Origin of the sequence: Acidiphilium acidophilum (assembly GCF_033842475.1) — a bacterium.
In the GTDB taxonomy this organism is placed as follows: Bacteria; Pseudomonadota; Alphaproteobacteria; order Acetobacterales; family Acetobacteraceae; genus Acidiphilium; species Acidiphilium acidophilum.
The window spans coordinates 2,620,266-2,639,448 of sequence record NZ_JAWXYB010000018.1; the positions used below are offsets into that span (position 1 = coordinate 2,620,266).

The 19,183-nt window shown below is 65.7% G+C and carries 16 protein-coding genes and 1 tRNA gene; 5 read left to right on the forward strand and 12 right to left on the reverse strand.

The features are described from left to right. Nucleotides 1–152 precede the first annotated feature (152 nt). Nucleotides 153–1,439, forward strand: a complete 1,287-nt coding sequence (locus SIL87_RS15100; RefSeq protein WP_319614950.1) for an MFS transporter — start codon at nucleotides 153–155, stop codon at nucleotides 1,437–1,439. Nucleotides 1,440–1,605: 166 nt separating this feature from the next. On the opposite strand, the gene SIL87_RS15105 is transcribed toward SIL87_RS15100, so the two are convergent. Beyond that, nucleotides 1,606–1,682: transfer RNA gene (locus SIL87_RS15105), tRNA-Pro, on the reverse strand. A gap of 135 nt (nucleotides 1,683–1,817) precedes the next feature. Here SIL87_RS15105 and SIL87_RS15110 point away from each other — a divergent pair. Both SIL87_RS15110 and prfB read left to right on the forward strand, forming a co-directional pair. Continuing rightward, nucleotides 1,818–4,451 carry a penicillin-binding protein 1A gene (locus tag SIL87_RS15110; protein WP_319614951.1) on the forward strand — a complete coding sequence of 878 codons (2,634 nt, stop codon included), beginning with the start codon at nucleotides 1,818–1,820 and terminating at the stop codon, nucleotides 4,449–4,451. Between the two features lie 36 nt (nucleotides 4,452–4,487). Next, a protein-coding gene (prfB, locus tag SIL87_RS15115; RefSeq protein ID WP_319614952.1) for a peptide chain release factor 2 occupies nucleotides 4,488–5,619 on the forward strand; the annotation gives its coding sequence in 2 pieces (ribosomal slippage) (nucleotides 4,488–4,556 and nucleotides 4,558–5,619; 1,131 coding nt in all). 82 nt (nucleotides 5,620–5,701) lie between these two features. On the opposite strand, the gene pufC is transcribed toward prfB, so the two are convergent. The 11 genes from pufC to SIL87_RS15170 all read right to left on the reverse strand — a co-directional run bounded on the left by pufC (nucleotide 5,702) and on the right by SIL87_RS15170 (nucleotide 16,316). Further along, nucleotides 5,702–6,841, reverse strand: a complete 1,140-nt coding sequence (gene pufC / locus SIL87_RS15120) for a photosynthetic reaction center cytochrome PufC (RefSeq protein ID WP_319614953.1) — start codon at nucleotides 6,839–6,841, stop codon at nucleotides 5,702–5,704. Next, a complete protein-coding gene (gene pufM / locus SIL87_RS15125) occupies nucleotides 6,838–7,833 on the reverse strand; it encodes a photosynthetic reaction center subunit M (protein ID WP_319614954.1) in 996 nt (331 codons plus the stop codon). Before pufM ends, pufC begins: the two co-directional genes overlap by 4 nt. Nucleotides 7,834–7,887: 54 nt before the next feature. Then, nucleotides 7,888–8,724, reverse strand: a complete 837-nt coding sequence (gene pufL / locus SIL87_RS15130) for a photosynthetic reaction center subunit L (protein WP_319614955.1) — start codon at nucleotides 8,722–8,724, stop codon at nucleotides 7,888–7,890. A 118-nt stretch (nucleotides 8,725–8,842) separates the two neighbouring features. Beyond that, on the reverse strand, nucleotides 8,843–9,025 hold the full coding sequence (gene pufA / locus SIL87_RS15135) for a light-harvesting antenna LH1, alpha subunit (RefSeq protein ID WP_319614956.1): 183 nt from the start codon (nucleotides 9,023–9,025) through the stop codon (nucleotides 8,843–8,845). Nucleotides 9,026–9,038: 13 nt separating this feature from the next. Then, nucleotides 9,039–9,275 carry a light-harvesting antenna LH1, beta subunit gene (gene pufB / locus SIL87_RS15140; protein ID WP_405055238.1) on the reverse strand — a complete coding sequence of 79 codons (237 nt, stop codon included), beginning with the start codon at nucleotides 9,273–9,275 and terminating at the stop codon, nucleotides 9,039–9,041. Between the two features lie 148 nt (nucleotides 9,276–9,423). After that, a complete protein-coding gene (bchZ, locus tag SIL87_RS15145; RefSeq protein ID WP_319614957.1) occupies nucleotides 9,424–10,860 on the reverse strand; it encodes a chlorophyllide a reductase subunit Z in 1,437 nt (478 codons plus the stop codon). Continuing rightward, a complete protein-coding gene (gene bchY / locus SIL87_RS15150; RefSeq protein ID WP_319614958.1) occupies nucleotides 10,860–12,308 on the reverse strand; it encodes a chlorophyllide a reductase subunit Y in 1,449 nt (482 codons plus the stop codon). Before bchY ends, bchZ begins: the two co-directional genes overlap by 1 nt. Nucleotides 12,309–12,310: 2 nt before the next feature. Continuing rightward, nucleotides 12,311–13,279, reverse strand: a complete 969-nt coding sequence (locus tag SIL87_RS15155; protein WP_319614959.1) for a chlorophyllide a reductase iron protein subunit X — start codon at nucleotides 13,277–13,279, stop codon at nucleotides 12,311–12,313. After that, nucleotides 13,276–14,214: a chlorophyll synthesis pathway protein BchC gene (gene bchC, locus SIL87_RS15160; RefSeq protein WP_319614960.1), complete on the reverse strand. Its 939-nt coding sequence runs from the start codon at nucleotides 14,212–14,214 to the stop codon at nucleotides 13,276–13,278. The genes SIL87_RS15155 and bchC overlap by 4 nt, the downstream gene beginning before the upstream one ends. A 120-nt stretch (nucleotides 14,215–14,334) precedes the next feature. Next, entirely contained in the window at nucleotides 14,335–15,450 is a 1,116-nt protein-coding gene (locus SIL87_RS15165; protein ID WP_319614961.1) for a methyltransferase, read from the reverse strand. Continuing rightward, nucleotides 15,447–16,316 carry a polyprenyl synthetase family protein gene (locus SIL87_RS15170; RefSeq protein ID WP_319614962.1) on the reverse strand — a complete coding sequence of 290 codons (870 nt, stop codon included), beginning with the start codon at nucleotides 16,314–16,316 and terminating at the stop codon, nucleotides 15,447–15,449. Before SIL87_RS15170 ends, SIL87_RS15165 begins: the two co-directional genes overlap by 4 nt. Nucleotides 16,317–16,387: 71 nt before the next feature. On the opposite strand from SIL87_RS15170, the gene crtD reads away from it, so the two are divergent. Both crtD and SIL87_RS15180 read left to right on the forward strand, forming a co-directional pair. Then, entirely contained in the window at nucleotides 16,388–17,941 is a 1,554-nt protein-coding gene (gene crtD, locus SIL87_RS15175; protein WP_319614963.1) for a 1-hydroxycarotenoid 3,4-desaturase CrtD, read from the forward strand. Continuing rightward, a complete protein-coding gene (locus SIL87_RS15180; RefSeq protein WP_319614964.1) occupies nucleotides 17,938–18,873 on the forward strand; it encodes a carotenoid 1,2-hydratase in 936 nt (311 codons plus the stop codon). The genes crtD and SIL87_RS15180 overlap by 4 nt, the downstream gene beginning before the upstream one ends. Nucleotides 18,874–19,183: the final 310 nt, after the last annotated feature.

The following is a 19,183-nucleotide window of genomic DNA, read 5'->3' on the forward strand; positions in this document are numbered from 1 at the left end:
TGCCGGAACCGCGGCAGCCCCCCTGCCCGGTCGTCCGGTTCTAGCGGATTGTCACCCGATCGCAAGTCCGTGATGGCGCACCGCACAAAGATCGAAAATATCGTTGGCAGATGACGCAAGGGCAGGCATGCTGCCTTCATGAGGACGATCGAATGAGCGTGGCGCTGGGCGACCGGACGCGGGACGACCGGCGCAGGCGGATCATGATGATCGCCGGGGCCTCGATCGGTAACGCACTCGAATTCTACGATTTCATCATCTACGGATTCTTCGCGACCGAGCTGGCCGCGACATTCTTTCCCGGAAAAGACGCCACCACCCGGCTGCTGGAAGCCTTCGGCACGTTCGGCGTCTCGTTCCTCGCCCGGCCGGTCGGCGCCTTCGTCCTCGGCGCCTTCGCCGACCGGCGTGGACGCACGATCACAATGGTGATCGCGGTCTCGATGATGACCCTGGCAAGCGCCATGATCGCCCTGATGCCCGGACGCACCAGCATCGGCCTGCTCGCCCCGCTCGGCATCCTGGCGGCGCGGCTGATCCAGGGCTTCGCGCTCGGCGGCGAATTCGGCAGTTCGACGGCGCTGATGATCGAACACTCACCGGGGCGCGAGAGCCACGCGGCAAGCTGGCAGGGCACCAGCCAGAACGTGGCCGGACTGATCGCCTCCAGCGTGGCATGGGGGTTGAGTACCGCGCTGCCCGCCGCGGCATTTCACCACTGGGGCTTCCGCATCGCCTTCGCCATCGGCGCGCTGGCCGGCCCGGTGGCCCTGCTGTTGCGGCGGCGGCTTGAAGACGCGCCGGGATTCCTCGCCGCCCGGGCATCCCCCGCGCCCGCAACAACCGAACCCTCCACCGCCGGCGGCATCGCCATCGCCGCAGGCATGGTCGCGATCGGCACGGCGCAAACCTACCTGATCGTCTACCTGCCCACCTTCGCGCGGACCGAGTTGCACATGCGCATGGGCACGGCGCTCGGCGCCATCGTGCTGCTCTACGTCGTCACCCTCGCTCTGGTCCCGCTCCGCCTCGCCATCGCCCACCGGTTCGACCTGACCCACCGAAGCCGATGGATCATCGCCTCCTGCATCGCCATGATGGCGGCGGGATACCCGGCCTTCATGGTGCTGAACGCCTGGCCGGGACCGATCGCCCTGTTCCTCATCCCGCTCTTCTTCACCGTGATCGGCCTGCCCTACAACGCTCCGCTGACCGGCTACATGGGCATGGTCTTTCCCACCCGTCATCGCGGCATCGGATTGTCGGTCGGCTACGCGATCGGCATCGCGGCCTTCGGCGGCTTCGCCCCATTCATCAACACCTGGCTCATCGCCGCAACCGGCGATCCCCGCAGCCCGGGCATCTATCTGGCACTGGCGTCGATCCTGACAATCGCAGCGATCGGTTTCGCGCGCCGCAGGCTGCCGAAGGTAAAGTAAGGAAGCTCTTCTTTTTTGGAAAAAAGAATCAAAAAACGTCTTTGATATGATTTCCCGGCGGTTGAACCGGCACGGGATAAATTAAAGGGAGTTTTTTTGCTTCTTTTTTTTGCAAAAAAAGAAGATCTCCCTATATCCCGCCGCCTCGGGAGCAACGAAACGAATATGGTCGGAGTAAGAGGATTCGAACCTCCGGCCCCTGCGTCCCGAACACAGTGCTCTACCAGGCTGAGCTATACTCCGTTGGGCTGGCGTATAGCCAAGGGGACGCGGTTAGGCAAGGCGGGGCCGCGTTGCATGGTGGTTGCGAATAATTAACCGTGAGGCGGTAAGGGGTGATGTTCGCACCGTTGCATATAGGGTGCTAAGGAGCGGCCCATGCCTGGACCCCTGAAAGCCGGCGATCGCCTGGCGAACGACAAACCGCGTCGCGCGCAAGGCGCCGCGCCCCCGCCCTCCAATCGCTTCCGCAAGAAGCGGCCGGGCCTTGGCCGCGTTGCGGGCGGCGTGTTGGCACGCGGCCTGTACCGGCTGGCGTTGCTCGGCGTGGTCGGCGCGCTCGTGGTCGGCGGCGGCCTGTTCCTCTATTTCAGCAGCGGCCTGCCGAGCGTCGCGAAGCTGCGCCATTACGAGCCGCCGCTGGAAACCCGGATCTATGCCGATAATTTCCGCCTGATCGCCGCCCTCGGCACCCAGCACCGGATTTACGTGCCGTACGACCGCATTCCCCATCTGGTGGCGAGCGCGTTCATTTCGGCGGAAGACCGGAATTTCTGGACCGAGCCTGGAATCGACCCGCTGGCGATCGTGCGCGCCGGTTTCGTGGACATGACCCGCCTGGGCACCCACGAACGCCCGCTGGGAGCCTCGACCATCACGATGCAGGTGGTCAAGAACATGCTGCTCGACAACCGGATCGATTTCACCCGGAAAATCAAGGAAGCCATCCTCGCCCTCCGGGTGAACCGCGCCATGAGCAAGCAGCGGATTCTCACACTCTATCTCAACGAGATCTATCTCGGGCAGAATTCATGGGGCGTCGCGGCGGCGGCGGAAGCCTATTTCGATAAACCCCTGTCGCAACTGAGCATTGCCGAGGCGGCCATGCTCGGCGGTCTGCCGAAAGCGCCGACCAACTACAATCCGTTCCTGCATCCGAACCGGGCGCTCCGGCGGCGCAACTGGGTCATCGGGCGGATGCGCGATGACGGGGTGATCACAAGCGCGGAAGCCCGCACCGCGCTCGCCTCGCCTCTGCTGCCCAAAGCCGCGGCAGGATCGCGCCCGGTCCCGGGTGCCGGCTACTTCATCAACGCGGTCGAAGCGCAGCTGGTGCAGATGTTCGGCCAGAAAACCACGATGGAGGGCGGCCTGATCGTGCGGACCAGCCTCAATCCCAAGCTGCAAACCGCGGCGATGGACGCGATGCGCGACCGGCTGGAAGCCTACGACCACGAATTCGGCTATTACCACGGACCGGTCGGCCACCTCGATATCACAGATCTTTCGACCGGATGGGCCAAGGCCCTGGCCAAACAGCCCACACCGCCCGGCCTGCGCCGGCGGTGGCGCCTCGGCGTGGTGATCGCCACCACCCCTGCCCTCGCCCATATCGGCTGGATTCAGGGCGATAACGCATCGGCCACCCGCACCGGAACCCTGACGCTCGGCGCCCTCCAATGGGGACGGCCCGAAATCCACGGCGCCCCGGGCCCTCTGCTCCGCAGTGTCGATCAGATGCTCAAGCCCGGCGACGTCATCATGATCGACCCGCACAAACCGGCCAAGGGCGGCACGGTATCGCTTGAGCAGATCCCCCATGTCGAAGGCTCGATGCTGAGTCTGAACCCGGAAACCGGGCGGGTGAGCATCATGGTCGGCGGCTGGAGCAACCGGATGAGCCCCTACAACCGCGCGACCCAGGCTCACCGCCAGCCGGGTTCGAGCGTCAAGCCGTTCGACTACCTCACCGCGATGCAGGCCGGCATCCAGCCGGACGCGACCATCCTCGATGCCCCCTTCACCCAGCGCATGGCCGATGGCCAGTTGTACCGCCCGGGCGATTACGAGGATAATTTCCTCGGTCCGGTGCCGGTGTTCTATGCGATCGAGCAGTCGCTCAACCTTGCCACGCTCCATCTGGTCCGGCGCGTGGGACTCGCCAATGTGGCCGCGAATTTCGAAAAGTTCCGCATCGTCCATCACATGCCGCTGATCTATCCGGCGGCGATCGGCGCGCTGGACACCACGTTGTGGCGCATGGTCCGCGGCTATGCCGCGCTCGACGAATACGGGCGGCAGGTCGAACCCTCGCTGATCGACAGCGTGACCGCACCGGACGGGCATATCCTGTATCAGGCGCCCGACCAGTCCTGTGCGAACTGCATGGATGGCTCGGCGGATCAGCCCCCCGTGCTCAACCGCCCCGGCGCGCAACTCGCCGACCCGGACAGCGTGTATCAGGTCATCATGATGATGCGGAACGTCACCGAATATGGCACCGGCGTGCCGGCGGTGGTCGGGCTGCATCGGCCGATCGCGGGCAAAACCGGCACCACCAACAATTTCAACGATGCGTGGTTCATCGGGTTCATTCCACAAATGGTGACCGGCTGCTGGATCGGGTACGACACGCCGCGCGATCTGGGCAACAACCAGACCGGCGGCAACGTGTGCGGACCGGCATGGAACCAGTACATGAAAGTCGCGCTCAAGGGTCAGCCGGTGATCGATTTCCCGACCCCGAAGGGAATGACGCTGGCCCGCGTCTCGTTCGGCAACCAGACCGTCACGGAGGCGTTCAAGCCGGGTCAGGTGCCGGGGGCGCAATCCAACCTCGGGCTGGTGGCCGATAATCCGCTCGGTCTGGGCGGGGCGCTGACCAATGCGGGCGGCCAGAACGCGCAGCACGATTTCAACCCCGCGAGCGCTGGCGGCAGCAGCACCGGCAGCACCACACCCTCCCCGCCACCCGCGCAGAGTGTCGACAAATCGCTGGGCGGCCTGTATTAGGCCGCCTCGATCAAACCCTGATATGGAATAGTCCCGATGTCCGCCGAAACCCAAGCTCTTGCCGAGCAGATCACGCAAAGCGTGGCCCTGCTGAGGAGGCATCTTTGACTGGGATGCCGCACTCGACAAACTCGACCGTCTGAACTCGCAGGCCGAAGACCCTTCGCTGTGGAACGATGCCGCAGCAGCACAATCCCTGCTTCGCGAACGCAACCGGCTGGTCACCCAGACCGATGCGGTGCGCGCGATCGAACGCGAGACCGAAGACGCCATCATGCTGGTCGAACTCGCGGAAATGGAAGGCGATCAAGCGGTCCTGGCCGAGGCGGAAGCCGCATTGAAGCGGATTTCCGAGGACGCCAAGCGCCGCGAGATCGAAAGCCTGCTCTCCGGCGAAGCCGACGCCAATGATTGCTACATGGAAATCAACGCCGGCGCCGGCGGCACCGAGGCCCAGGATTGGGCCGAGATGCTGATGCGGATGTACACCCGCTGGGCCGAGCAGCATGGCTACAAAGTCAGCATGCTCGATCAGTCGGAAGGCGAACAGGCCGGCATCAAGTCGGCCACGCTCCAGATCACCGGCATGAACGCCTATGGCTGGCTCAAGACCGAAGCGGGGGTCCACCGCCTGGTCCGCATATCCCCGTTCGATGCCAATGCCCGGCGGCAGACGAGCTTCGCCAGCGTCTGGGTCTATCCGGTGGTGGACGACACCATCGAAATCGAGATCGACCCGTCGGACCTCAAGGTCGATACCTATCGCGCCTCGGGTGCCGGCGGCCAGCACGTCAACAAAACCGAGAGCGCGATCCGGATCACCCATGTCCCGACCGGGATCATCGTCGCCTGCCAGACCGATCGCAGCCAGCACCGCAACCGCGCGACCGCGATGGAAATGCTGAAGGCCCGAATGTACGAAGCCGAATTACAACGGCGCGAGGCGGCAAGTGCGGCAACCGAGAGCACCAAGCGCGATATCGGCTGGGGCCATCAGATCCGCTCCTACGTGCTCGCCCCCTACCAGTTGGTAAAGGATCTACGCACCAACTGGGAAAGCGGCAATCCCGAAGCGGTGCTGAACGGCAATCTCGACGAGTTCATGGCCGCCTCCCTCGCCGCCCGCGTCGGCGCGACACGGAGCGAGGCTTCGGCCCAGGCGAGTTAGCCTCTCGCAAAAAAATACCGTCTGAACATGGGAAAAGGCGCGGATCGCTCGATCCGCGCCTTTTCGACACCATGCGCGGGCGTTATTTGCCCGATTGACCCGCCGGAGCCGTAGCGGGTGCGGCGGTCATGGTGATCATCGCCGGGTTGGCCTCGCCGCTGGCGGCGGGGGATTTCGGATTGGGATCGGCGAGTTTGGCCGGTCCTTCGAGGTAGGGGAACTGCGCGGCCATCTTCGCACCATAGAGCGGTTTCGAAACGCCCTGATGGCAGGTCGAGCAGTCGATCTTCGCAACATCCCCGCCCGCGCCGAGCATATTGTGCGGGAAGGTCGCGGTCAGCGGCAGCATGTAGTCATTGTTCAGACCCCGAACCATATGGAGCCCGTAATAGGCGATCACACGCTTGGGCGTGCTTTCCGACCAGGAGCCGAAATCGCGCGACTGATGGCAGAATTCGCAATTGACCCCGAGCGAGGTGGCGAAGTTCATCATCAGCGCATAGGTCCAGTTGGTCTGCTGGATCGACATGCGGTTGCCGGTGGGCAGGGCCGTGGTGCCTTCGGTATTGATCAGCGCATTCACCCCGCCCTTGGGATGACCGACCAGAAAGGACGAGAACGGATCATAGGGCAGCGCCGAACCATCCGCCGCGAGCGAAGGCCGCGCTTCGCCGGTTGCGGTATCCATCAACCCGGTCGCATGGGGCGGTTCGACCCCGTTGAACCAGACGTATTTCGGCGCATTATTGCCGCGATGGCAGGTATAGCACGTCACGCCGACATTCTTGACGTGGGATTTCCAGTGCGAATTGATATAGATCGTCATCTGGATCATGCGGCGCGCGACACGTTTGGTATATTTGGCATCGGACGCGAAATTGCCGCTGACATGGCAGTAGTTGCAGCCCTGCTTCGGCGCGACCCACTGGGTCATCGAGACCATGATCCGCGCGAAAGCACCGGCAGGAACGTCCTTGAGCACCTGGACGTTCTTGTAGATGGTCCCGGCCAGCGGCCCGGCATTGTTCTGCGGCAGAACCGCCGGTGCCTGATTCATCGCGAAGGATGCCGCGATCGCCGCCGGGTTCGAAACATCCATCGCGCCGGTGCCGCGATAGCCGATCTGCTCGATGTGAGCAGGCGGGCGTTGCAAGGTGAGCACCGCAATGAAGGCCAGCGCAAGACCGCCGATCAAAGCGAGCAGGGGGATCGTGACTCTCATGGGTTCGCTCCCGTTCCGGTCGTACCAGCGCCGGTGAGGGTGGGGTTGGGAACATGGCCGTAAACATGCGGATAAGGCGGCGCGACATGGTGCTTCACAGCCCAGAGGAACCAGTTATCGACCACGGTGCCGGTGAGCAGAATGCCGATGCCGCCGGTCAGTGTGGTCAGCACCGCGAACCACCAGGCCCAGCGATGGATCGACTCCATCGTGGCATTGAACCCCATGGTCCAGCGCCAGAACAGCGCGGCGCGTTCCGAGGCGGTGCCACGATCCACGATCTGCTCGGCCTCCCGCTCGCCGCCGAACCGGCTGACCGCCAGAATCGTCGCCCCGTGCATCGCGAACAGCAGAACCGAGCCGTATAAAAACACGATCGAGAGCATATGGAACGGATCGTAATAGAGGTTGCCGTAACGGAGTGAAAACGAAACCGTCCAGTCCAGATGAGGAAAAATCCCAAACGGCGGCGCTTCGCCCCAGCTGCCCATCAGCAGCGGGCGAATAAAGCCGAGCACCAGGAACAGCCAGATCGCAGAGGCGAACGCCCAGGCGGTATGGGTGCCGATCCCGAGTTGGCGCGACCGGCGATAGATCCGCGCCCACCAGAGAATCAGCGAACTGGTCAGGAACAGCCCGGCAAGCAGCCACCAGCCGCCATGCTGAAGCGGCGGAAGGCTCAGACCATAAGCCGGTGCCGGCGGTTCGAGCGCCAGCCACGGCAGATCACGCACGAATCGGATCGGGTTCCAGTTCACCGAGGCCCACATATTGAGCCCGATGATCTCGAACGCGACCACGAAACAGATGATCGAGGCCACCCCGAGCGTGCCGAGATAGATCGGCCCGACCTGGGCATTGCCGATCTGCCCGAGCATGTAGCTGAAAAAGGGCTTGCCCTGCCGGCCCCAGCTTCCCGACGGTGCGGGCACCCCCTCATGCAGGGGACCGCGGATCTGCACCCGGGTAAAGATGTTCTGGTATTCGGCCATTACAGCCTCCCTACTGACAATTCGTTATGGATTTCGCTCTGGTGCATGACCGCCTCAGTGTCCGCCGAACTGCCAGATCGGCAGATGCAGCCACCAGCCCCACCATGAAGGCCAGCCCTGGGTCCAGAACGGGCCCGAGATCAGAATGCAGGCCGCACTCGCAAACCCGGCGCCGAGGGCAAGGAACAGACCAAGCCGGTGGATGCCGAGGGTGCCGATCGAATAGCCGATGAAGTCGCGGAAAAACGTATCCTCGTGCTCGGTGAATTTGGCGGTCTCGCCCTTGGCCGGATTGACCGCGCCGAGCACCAGCGACCCGTGCAGGGCCAGCGCGAAGGTCGTGGTGAAAAACAGCGTCACCGCCACCATATGCATCGGATTATATTCGAAATTGATATAATTATAGCCGGTGTTCGACACCCAATCGAGATGGGACATGATGCCGTAGGGAAATCCCACCCCCCACGCCCCCATCAGCAGCGGGCGGATCACTTCGAGCGAAACATACGCGAAAATCGCGACGCTGAAGGCCGCCGGCACATGCAGGCCGATGCCGAGCTTGCGCGAAATCTCGACCTCGCGCAGCGCCCACGACCCGAACGAGCCGACCGCGCAGATGGTAATGATCTGCCACAGCCCGCCATGGGCGAGCGGCGCGAAGCCGAGCCCGTAGGAAAGGTTGGGCGGGGCGATATTGATCTCCCAGATATTCCAGGTCGGCCCGATCGCCGCACCCCAGATGATCAGGGCGGTGCCGAGCAGGGTAAAAAACCCGCCGACGACGCCGAAGAACCCGACGTAGAACGGCCCTACCCAGAAATCGAACAGATCGCCGCCGAGCAGGGTGCCGCCGCGGACCCGGTATTTTCTTTCAAAACTGAGCATTGCCATCGGGCTGTTCCTTGTCGCTCGTTAGGTCTCGATCGAGGCCCTCGCCCGATGCGGCCTGGCTTGCCAGGCGCGCACCGGGGTTGGCGAAGGGCTTGCGCCCTCCATGCCTGGTCGAAGTTTACTTGTTTGCCGGCATCGACGATTGCTGCTGCATCGTCATCGCCGGGCCACCCGCACCGATCCAGTCGAAACGCGGCGTGCTCAGCAGGATGAAGTGAATCAGGATGGCCAGCGCAAACAGGAAAACCCCGAGTGCGGTGAGAACCCTGCGCGGATCGAACAGAAGCCACATGCGCCACATGGTCTGTCCTCCCTCAACCGATATTCGAGGTGAGCATCTTCACCCCGATATGAGCGTTGGTGAGGAACCCGGTCACATAGCCATGCGGGCCGGGAATCCACGGGCGCCACTGCCAGACGAGGAAGTGGGCGACGATCGCAATAACGACGAAGCCGATGAAGCTCATCGTAAAGATGGAGTGAAACTCCTTCGCTTCGCGCTCGGTCAGGCCGGATAGCGAGCCTTCCCGATCTTGTGTGGTCATGGACATGATAGAGATATCCTCGATTTGGGCTGGCACGTTGCCGGGACAGACCAGTTCCGCGCGGACCCCGCGCGGGGGGACGGATGCCGCCTTGCGAACGACACCCGATAGGTGAGCCCGGCACGCCTTGCCGGGCGAATGGAAAGCGACGGGCTCACGCAGGCACCCGTTCGCGGAATGCGGCCTCGACATGCGCCGTGGTCACACGGGCCGACCCCTCGTGCCGGGCCTCGCGCTCGGCGCGGTCGCGCAGCCGCTTGGCCGCCGAAATCCGGATCAGGAACGGCTCGGTCTCCAAATGACGATCGAGCGCGGCCAACGCCGCCGGCTCCCACAAACCGGCCGCATCGGCGCGGGCCGGGGTCGCATCGATCTTGTCGAGTTCGGTGCCGAGCGGCAGGATGGTGAACAGCGCGTCGAACAGCGCGTTGCAGTATTCCTGCACCACATAGGTCGCTCCCGCGTAACCCATGAACGGCGTGCCGGTCGCCCGGCGAATGATCGCACCGGGAAACGAGGCCGGAATATAGGTCGAGCGCCCGCCGCGTTCGGCGGCATACATCCGCTCGTTGAACGAACCGAACAGCACCAGCGGCGGGGTCTTCGCAATCGCCGCCCGCACCGCATCGTTGTCCGGCTTCACACCCGGCTTGCGCGCGAAGGCAAAGGTGCAGGGAATCCCCAGATCCTCCTCAAGCAGGCGCTTCAGCCCGCGCGTATAGGTCTCGGTCGCCACCACGGCGAAGCTCGCTGTCGCAAAGAAATCCTGGGTCACGCTGCGCCACAGATCCCAGATCGGCTTGATCGTGGTCTCCTTCTCGCGCGCAATGAACGGCTCCGGATCGAGCCCGGTGAGTTCACCGAGCTTGCGGAGGAAATTGGTGGTCGCATGAATGCCGAACGGTGCCATCAGATACGGCTTGCCGAGTTCCTCGCAGAGCTTGCGGCCGAACTCGCGATACAGGCAGATATTCACCCCGGCATCGGCGAGTTTCGGCGTGTCCCTGAGCTGCGCCCCGAGCGGGAACGACAGATTGACCTCGCAGCCGATCCCCTCGACCAGCCGCCTGATCTCCGCAACATCGGACGGCATGTTGAACGTGCCGTAGATCGCCCCGATGATGTTGACGAGCGGCTTTTCGGCCTTGGGCTCCGGCCGCTTCGCCTTCGCATTGCCGAACTCGCTGTACAGATAGACCAGCGCCCGATCCGCACTCTGCCACTGATCCTCATCGATCGTGCGCGGCAGAAACCGCCGGAGGTTCGAGCCCTCGGGCGTCACGCCGCCCCCGATCATCTCGGCGATACTGCCGGTCACGACAATGGCGGGCAGTTTCTGATCCCCGCTCGCGGCGGCGCGCTTCATCGGCCCCTCGGTTCCGGTCATCGAGAGGGAATCCTCGTCGAGTCCGGTGACCACGATGGGCAGTTCATGCGGCGGCAGCGCATCGGTATAATGCAGCACCGCAGTCACCGGCAGGTTTTCGCACCCGACCGGCCCGTCGATCACGACGCGCAACCCCTTGATCGCGGAGAACACGTAAACCGCCCCCCAATACCCCCCGGCCCGATCATGATCCTGAACCAGCATCAGACCACCTCCGCTTTCACGGGTCGGGTCACGGTGCGCGGCGGTGGCGTCGGCGCAGGGGCCGCTTCGAAAAAACCGACCATGCGGCTGAACCGCTCACGCCCCTTGCACTGGGCGGCAACAATGGCGGGCAATGCCGCCGCCCCGGCAGCGCCGAAAACCGGGCGGGCCGAGACCATATTGGTGAAATAAACCGCCGGCGTGCCGATCTCCTTCGCCGCCTGAACCAGCGGCGTCGTCCCGAGCGCCAGATCGGGCTTCACCTCGCGCATCGCCGCGATATCCTGCTCCAGCGAGGCGCGATACTGGACATGGGTGCCCTGTTCCTCCAACCAGATCCGGTCGGCATCGCTCCATTCGGTGCGCGGCAGGGCGGTCCCGACATAGGGGATCGTCGCCCCGGCCTCGATCAGCAGGCGGGCAACCAGCAGTTCCGAGCCTTCATAGCCCGAAACGACCATGCGGGCGTTCACCGGATTGGCAGCCATCACCGCACGGATCGGCGCAAGCGCCTGAGCCTTGGCACGATCGATCGTTACAGCATCGATATTGGCCGCCCTGCCGATCGCATCAAGCCAGTCGGCGGTCGCGGCCTCACCGACCGGGGCGGACCCGACCACGGCGCGACCGGCGGCGGCGAATTCCCGCACGCTGGCGGTGTAGAACGGATGCACCGCCGCGGCGATGCTGCAATCGAGTGCGGCATACAGGTCGCGCCATTCCCGCGCCGGCAGTTGCGGGCCGATCGCAAGCCCCATCGGTGCCAGCATGGCGGCAACTCCGGGCGGATCGGCGGGAAACAATTCACCGAGCAGCGTCACACGCTGCCCGTCCGCCAGTTCGGTCCGGGGCCGGGCAACCGCACCGGCCTCGGCCTCGGTGCGGGCATAGCGCAGCATCGCCCCGGCCAGCACATCCTTCGCCTCGGCATGGGTCGGCACTCCGAAACCGGGCACATCGATCCCGATGATGCGCACCCCGTCGATCTCTTTCGGCAACAGGTCGAGCGGCACGCCCGAAGCGGTCGGCACGCACAGATTGATGATCACCACCGCATCGTAATCGGCAGGCCGCGCCGTCTCGCGCACCGCCTTGCGGATGTCCTCGAACAGCTGGCCGGTCACCAGGGTTTCGGAATCGAACGGCACATACCCCACGCTGCGGCGCGCCCCATAGAAATGCGAGGTGAAGGTCAGCCCGTAAACGCAGCACGCCGAACCGGACAGGATCGTGGCCACCCTGCGCATCCGCAGACCGACCCGCAGCGCCCCGAACGCCGGACACATCGATTGCGGCTGATCGTGCGGCCCCTTGGGATAATCGGTCGCCAGACGATCGAGCAGCGCCGATTTCCCGGCGGCGCGCGCCGCCTGCTGCATCGTGTCGGTGCCGCCGTGGCAGCCGGCGGCTGGTTTCGCGGCGGCCACGGTGCCATCGGGCGGGCTCATGGTCACGCGCCCTCGTAGACGATTTCGAGCGAGGGTTTGTTCAGAATGGTCGACCCGCACATATCCTCAAGGCTCGCAGGCTGCAACGTCACGCCCCGCCCCACCGCCTCGCCCTTGAACAGGCCGAGCAGCGCATCGTGGGTCAGCGGCTTCGGGCGGATCGGCGGCGCTTCGGCAACCTGAACCCCGAGCGCCTCGAACAATGGCGCCCACTGTCCGCCCTTCTGGCCGACGATTTCGTAATTGGCCGATTTCCGCCGGATATCCTCATCCGCCGGAATCGCGGCCAGCACCGGAATCCCCACCGCCTCGGCAAAGGCCTGCGCCTCGCCGGTGCCGTCATCCTTGTTGATGACGAGCCCGGCAACCCCGACATTGCCCCCGAGATTGCGGAAGTAATCGACCGCCGAACACACATTGTTGGCAACATAGAGCGATTGCAGATCGTTCGAGCCGACCACGATGACTTTCTGGCAAAGATCGCGCGCGATCGGCAGGCCGAACCCGCCGCACACCACGTCCCCGAGGAAATCGAGCAGGACGTAATCGAAATCCCATTGATGGAACCCGAGCTTGTCGAGCAGTTCGAACCCGTGAATGATCCCCCGCCCTCCACAGCCGCGCCCGACTTCCGGCCCGCCGAGTTCCATGGCGAACACCCCGTCGCGCTTGAAACACACATCGCCGATCAGCACCGGCTCTCCCGCCGCCTTCTTGCGCGACGAGGTCTCGATGATCGTGGGGCACGAGCGGCCGCCGAACAGCAGCGAGGTGGTGTCGCTCTTCGGGTCGCACCCGATCAGCAGAACCCGCTTGCCGAGCTGCGACATCATGTAGGACAGGTTGGCGAGGGTAAAGCTCTTGCCGATCCCGCCCTTGCCATAGATCGCAATGATCTGGGTCTGCTTCGGGGACGCGACGCTGGCCCCGACCTCGATATCCGGGGCAATACGGCCAGTGGATGCGTTCATGAGGCGTCTCTCCAATCGATGAGAAGTTTCAGGCAATCGTCCGTGCCAAAGGCGGTGTGGTAGGCGCCCGCTGCATCCCGTGCCGGGATGCGGTGGGTGATCAGCCCGCCGAGATCGAGCCGGCCTTCGGCGATCAGGGCAGTAACGCGCGCGAGATCCGCCTTCTGCCATTGCGCCGCGATCGCAATCCGCGCCTCGCGCATGAAGGCCGGAGCGAACGCGAATTGGATGGGCGCCGCGTAGAACCCGGCAAGAACGATCTGCCCCTGCGGCGCGAGCCGGGCGATCAGCGCATCGAGAATCGCCGCATCGCCGCTGGCATCGATCACCGCGCGATAGTCGCGCCGGGGATCGCTCCCGGCGTGGCAAATCTTGTAGCCCTGCGCGCCATCCATCCGATTCGGGTTGGTCTCCCACACCGTGGGTGCACCACCGTCGATCACCGCAAGCCGCGCGATCAGGCGACCCAGCACGCCGTGGCCGATGATCAGATCCGGGGGCCCGCCCGCAATGGCGAGCGCATGCTGCGCCGTGGCGGCAAGAGCGATCAGCGCGCCGCGATCGCCAAGATCGGGTGCGATCGGAACAACCCGGTCAGCCCCGGCGACCAGATGGCTGGCATTGGCGCCGAACAGCCCGCGCACCGCCCCGAAGCAGCGGGCACCCGGGACGAACACATGCTCGCCGATCCGCGATTTCGCCTCCGCCCCGGCGTCGATGACACGACCGACCGCCTCGTAGCCCGGCACCAGCGGGTAGCCCATGCCGGGAAAATCCGGCATCGCACCGGACCAGATGAGTTTTTCCGTGCCCGCGCTGATCCCGCTGTAATCGACCGCCACCAGCACGTCGTTCGCAGCCGGCGCATCGAGCGCGATACGGCGAAGGGCGACGTGCTTTGGGGAGTCGATGATGACGGCAAGACTATCAGACAATGCACGTCCTCCCTGTGGAGTGCCGCAACCGGTTGATACCGGGATACAAGTGTAAGAATACTCTGACAGTCTTTATTGTCAACCTAAATTTACACTGATCGGTGAACGAACCCGCCATCCTCATGCCGCGCGCGCCGTGATCACGCTCGCCAGCATCGGCTGGTTGGTGGCGTGCCGGCGCGCGGCGGTGAACCCGGCGGCGCTCAGCATGGCGAAAAGTTCGGCGGGGCGGCGCGGCCGTCCGCTGCCCATGGCGAACAGATAGAGCCCGAAATAGGCATCGCCCATCGATAAGGCCCCCTTGGTGCCGGCCATCGGCTCGGCAATCAGCAGCGTGGCGCCCCGCTCCAGCGCGGCACGCGCGTTACGCAGAATCGCCATCGCCTGGTCGTCGTCGTGATCATGCAGCACCCGGATCAGGGTGATGATGTCGGCATCGCGCGGCAGCGGATCACGCCGCATGTCGCCGCCGCACACCCGGCTCCGCCCCGCGAGACCGGCAGCGGCGAGTTTCCGCCGCGCCAGTTCGGCAACCGTCGGCACATCGAACAGCGTGAGGTCGAGCAGCGGCGCCGCAGGGGCCAGCGCGGCGAGGAAACTCCCGTCGCCGCCGCCAAGATCGAGCAACCGCCGATGGCGCCTGAAATCATAGGCCGCAAGGATCTCGGCGGCGATCATCGGCTGCGATGCGGCCATCAGCGCGGAATAGGTCCCGGCGCGGTCCTCGCTGGCGGCATCGTAGGGCCAGAACGCCGCGAGGCTGGCATCGCTCTCGCCGCGCAGCAGCGCCACCGGGTCCGCAAGATCGCGATAGAGCAGCGCATGATGCCGCACCATGGCGGCAATCCCCGGATTACCCCGCAGCGCCGCCCCGAGTGGGCCGAGGCGCGCCGTGGTGCCATCGGTCTCCAGCAGCCGCAGCGCGGCAGCGGCGCGGATCAGCCGCAGCGCCGCCTCGCCCGGCATATCGGCCTCAGCCGCAATCGTCGCGATGGCCACCGGCCGTTTCGCAAGCCGCTCGAACAGATCGAGACTGACGCAGGCCGACAGCGTCTGCGCATAGACGAATCCGGCGCAGAGATCGAACAGGGCGGTCGCCTCGCGCCGCGCGATCGGCCGGGTCAACGGAAACGCCGCGGCCCAGTGCTGAAACCGTGGACTGGCGAGCAGCCGGTTCCGAATCGCTTGCCAGCGGTCGCGCAGCGATAGCGGCAGCGCGCCGGCCACAACCGTCATGCGGCAACGCGCGCGAGGGTTTTCGGCACGAGTCGCTTGGCCTCCTGCACGATCAGCGCCCGCAGCGGCACCGCACCGGGACAATCGGGGATCGAAGCGGCAGCATCCTCGGCAATCCGGTCGAGCCGATCGAGCGCGCCGTCAATTCCGTGCAGCGTGACCGCGCTGGGCCGATGCAGCGCCCGGTCCTGCCCGATCGGCTTGCCGCAGACCGCCTCATCTCCGGCGGCGTCGCACAGATCATCGGCAATCTGGTAGGCATCACCAAGATTTTCGCCGAGCGCACGCCAGGGTGCCGGATTATGGCCCGCACTCAGCGCCCCGGCCATGGCGGCGGCAGCGAACAATGCGCTAGTCTTGGCACGCTGATACCGCGCCAGATCGACATCATCCTCGCTTTCCCACGCCTGTCCGGCCACGATCCCACCCGGCATCCCGACCGCCTGCCCGACAATGCCGATCAGCCCGGCCAGATGCGCCGGGTGCCCGGCACATCCCAGGGCCACGGTCTGAAACGCGAGCACGATCAGCGCATCCCCCGCCAGCACCGCCAGCGGCGCGCCGAACGCGGCATGGACCGAAGGTTTCCCCCGGCGGATCGGCGCATCGTCGAAACAGGGCAGATCATCGTGAACCAGTGAGGCACAATGCAGGAATTCGAGCGCAGCCCCCGCAGCGGCGGCGCATTGCGGATCGGTCGCCCCGCACGCCGCCGCCACCGCCAGACAAAGCCGCGGGCGCACCCGTGCCCCGCGCGGGAACACCGCATGGCGCATCGCCGCAGCCAGTTTCGGCGGGGCATCACCGGCTTCGGCGCGGAGCATGGCGGTGGTAAGAGTGGATTCGATCAGTGCCAAGGCGTCCATATGACCCTCCCGAACGACCTGCGGACGATACCGCAAGTGTCAACTTTGATTGTCACTACTGACTGTGCTATTTGATTGACAGTTCGTCAAGCAATTTCGATCCTCGCCGTGACACGGAGTGCACCGCCATCGCCAACCCAGCCCCCCTGCCGGTCGTGATCATCGGTGCCGGCATCGGCGGCCTCGCAGCGGCAGCCGATCTCGCCACTTCCGGCCGGCCCGTCATCGTCCTCGAACGCGCCACCGCCCCGGGCGGCAAATTGCGCACCGTTCCGGTGGCAAACACCACGATCGACGCAGGGCCCACCGTGGTCACCATGCGCGCCGTGTTCGACGACCTTTTCGCCGCTGCCGGCGAACGCCTCGACGATCACCTGACACTCCTGCCCCTCGCCGTCCTCGCCCGCCACCACTGGCCGGACGGCGCCACCCTCGACCTCTTCGCCAGCGAAACCGCGAGCGCCACCGCGATCGGCCAGGTCTTCGGCACCCGCGCCGCGCAGGAGTTCCGCATCTTCTGTGGCCGGAGCGCCGCGATCTACCGCACCCTCGATGCGAGTTTCATGCAGGCCACCACCCCCAGCCTGCTCGGCGTCACAGGCGGTGCCGGCCTCGCCGGTGCCGCGTCGTTCCGCCACGCCTCGCCCTTCGTATCGCTCTGGCAGGCGCTCGGCAAATGCTTCACCGATCATCGGCTGCAACAATTATTCGCCCGCTACGCCACCTATTCCGGCGCGTCGCCCTTCGCCGCCCCCGCCACCCTCATGCTGATCGCCCACGCCGAACAGCGCGGCGTCTGGCGCATCGCCGGCGGCATGCGCCCCCTCGCGGACGCGATCGCCGACCTCGCGATCCGCCACGGCGCAACCTTCCGCTACGCCACGAGCGTCGATGCCGTGGTCACCCATAACGGCCGCGCCAGCGGCGTCCGCCTCGCCGACGGCAGCACCATCGCCGCCGCCGCCGTCATCGCCAACACCGATCTCGGCGCCATCGCCACCGGCCAGTGCGGCGAAGCCGCCCAACGCGCGATCAAGCCCGCTTCCCTGCGCTTCACCCGCTCTCTCTCGGCGGTGACCTGGCAGGTCGTCGCAACGGTGAACGGCTTTCCCCTCAGCCACCACAACGTCTTCTTCTCCGCTGACTACGCCGCCGAATTCCATGACATCGCACAGAGCACCCTGCCCACCGACCCCACCATTTACATCTGCGCGCAGGACCGCACCGGCGCGATCACCGAACCGCCGATCGACGGCGCCGAACGCCTGCTGATCCTGGTCAACGCCCCTGCCCAGGGCGACCGCGCCACACCGGACCCCGCCGCCATCGCCGCCCTCTGGCACCGCGTCCTCACCCGCCTGCGCGCCGCCGGACTGACCCTCGACATCCAGGCCGCCACCACCACCGGCCCGGTGGAATTTGACGCCCTGTTCCCCGGCTCCGGCGGCGCTCTCTACGGCCGCGACCTCGCCGGCTGGCGCGATCCGTTCCAACGCCCGACCGCGCGAACAAAACTCCCCGGATTCTATCTCGCCGGCGGCTCCGCCCACCCCGGCCCCGGCCTGCCGATGGCCGCCCGCTCCGGCCGATTCGCCGCCCAGGCCGTGCTGGCGGACCAGCCATGATCCGCTTCGACACCCCGATCCCCCGCAGCGGATACGCCTGGTGGTACATCGATGCCCTCAGCGACGACGGCCAGCACGCCCTCACCCTGATCGCCTTCGTCGGCTCGGTCTTCTCGCCCTATTACGCCCGCGCCAACCACCGAACTCCCGGCGGCGCGGACCCCGAAGACTACGTCGCGATCAACCTCGCCCTCTACGGCCCCCGCCGCTCCCTGTGGGCCATGACCGAACGCCGCCGCCGCACCCTCATCCGCGACCCCCACACCCTGAGCATCGGCCCCAGCCGACTCGACTGGAACGGCAACCACCTGTCCGCCCGGATCGAGGAAATCACCACCCCGATCCCCCGCCCCCTGCGCGGCACCATCACCCTCACGCCCAAAGCCCTCGAACCCGCCATCTACAACCTCGACGCCACCGGCACCCATCGCTGGCAGCCCGTCGCCCCCTGCGCCCGCATCGCCGTCACCTTCCAGAAACCCGCCCTGATCTGGCAAGGCGATGCCTATTTCGACCGCAACGACGGCGACGCCCCGATGGCCACCGCCTTCTCGACCTGGAACTGGTCGCGCGCAACCACCCGCCGCGGCGCCCGCATCTTCTACCACGCCAACCGCCGCGACGGCGGCACCACCGACCTCTCGCTCGACTTCGCCGCCAACGGCGGCGTCACCACCAAACCCGCCCCACCCGCCGCGCCTCTGCCCATGACCTGGTGGCGCCTCCCCCGCGAAACCCGCAACGACCCCGATACCGAGCCCCGCCTCATCCGCAACTTCGAAGACGCCCCCTTCTACGCCCGCGCCCGCATCGCCACCCAGATCGACGGCGAACCCCTCGACACCATGCACGAAACCCTCGACCTCAATCGCTTCCGCTCCCCCATCGTCCAGGCCATGCTCCCGTTCCGAATGCCGCGCCGGGTGGTGTAGGAAGCACCAAGGGGCTTTGCCCCCTGGACCCCCACTAAGGGCACGGCCCTTAGAACCCTTTAGTTTCAGGCGGGAAGAGGGCATCCAGTGACGGGCGGTGGTTGGACTGGAATGCCGCCCTCTTCCCGCCTGAAACTAGTGGATTCCAAAGGCTCCGCCTTTGGCGGGGTCGAGGGGCAGAGCCCCTCGCCTTGCTGCCCATCCCACCCCGCGCCGCATCAGACCGGATCGTGCGGAGGATCGGCGGCGCGGTCGCGTTTGAGGCTGCGGCGGACCGAGACGAGGGACCAGATCGCGGCGGCGAGCACGA

Coding starts and splice junctions, on each gene's coding strand:
- bchZ (WP_319614957.1), bottom strand. CDS start 10,860: ATGCTGGTTCAGGATCATGATCGGGCCGGGGGGTATTGGGGGGCGGTT.
- pufA (WP_319614956.1), bottom strand. CDS start 9,025: ATGTGGCGCATGTGGCTTCTGTTCGATCCGCGCAGGGTTCTCACCGCA.
- SIL87_RS15100 (WP_319614950.1), top strand. CDS start 153: ATGAGCGTGGCGCTGGGCGACCGGACGCGGGACGACCGGCGCAGGCGG.
- SIL87_RS15165 (WP_319614961.1), bottom strand. CDS start 15,450: ATGACGGTTGTGGCCGGCGCGCTGCCGCTATCGCTGCGCGACCGCTGG.
- SIL87_RS15170 (WP_319614962.1), bottom strand. CDS start 16,316: ATGGACGCCTTGGCACTGATCGAATCCACTCTTACCACCGCCATGCTC.
- pufL (WP_319614955.1), bottom strand. CDS start 8,724: ATGGCAATGCTCAGTTTTGAAAGAAAATACCGGGTCCGCGGCGGCACC.
- SIL87_RS15155 (WP_319614959.1), bottom strand. CDS start 13,279: ATGAACGCATCCACTGGCCGTATTGCCCCGGATATCGAGGTCGGGGCC.
- SIL87_RS15110 (WP_319614951.1), top strand. CDS start 1,818: ATGCCTGGACCCCTGAAAGCCGGCGATCGCCTGGCGAACGACAAACCG.
- pufB (WP_405055238.1), bottom strand. CDS start 9,275: ATGTCCATGACCACACAAGATCGGGAAGGCTCGCTATCCGGCCTGACC.
- bchY (WP_319614958.1), bottom strand. CDS start 12,308: ATGAGCCCGCCCGATGGCACCGTGGCCGCCGCGAAACCAGCCGCCGGC.
- pufM (WP_319614954.1), bottom strand. CDS start 7,833: ATGGCCGAATACCAGAACATCTTTACCCGGGTGCAGATCCGCGGTCCC.
- SIL87_RS15180 (WP_319614964.1), top strand. CDS start 17,938: ATGATCCGCTTCGACACCCCGATCCCCCGCAGCGGATACGCCTGGTGG.
- pufC (WP_319614953.1), bottom strand. CDS start 6,841: ATGAGAGTCACGATCCCCCTGCTCGCTTTGATCGGCGGTCTTGCGCTG.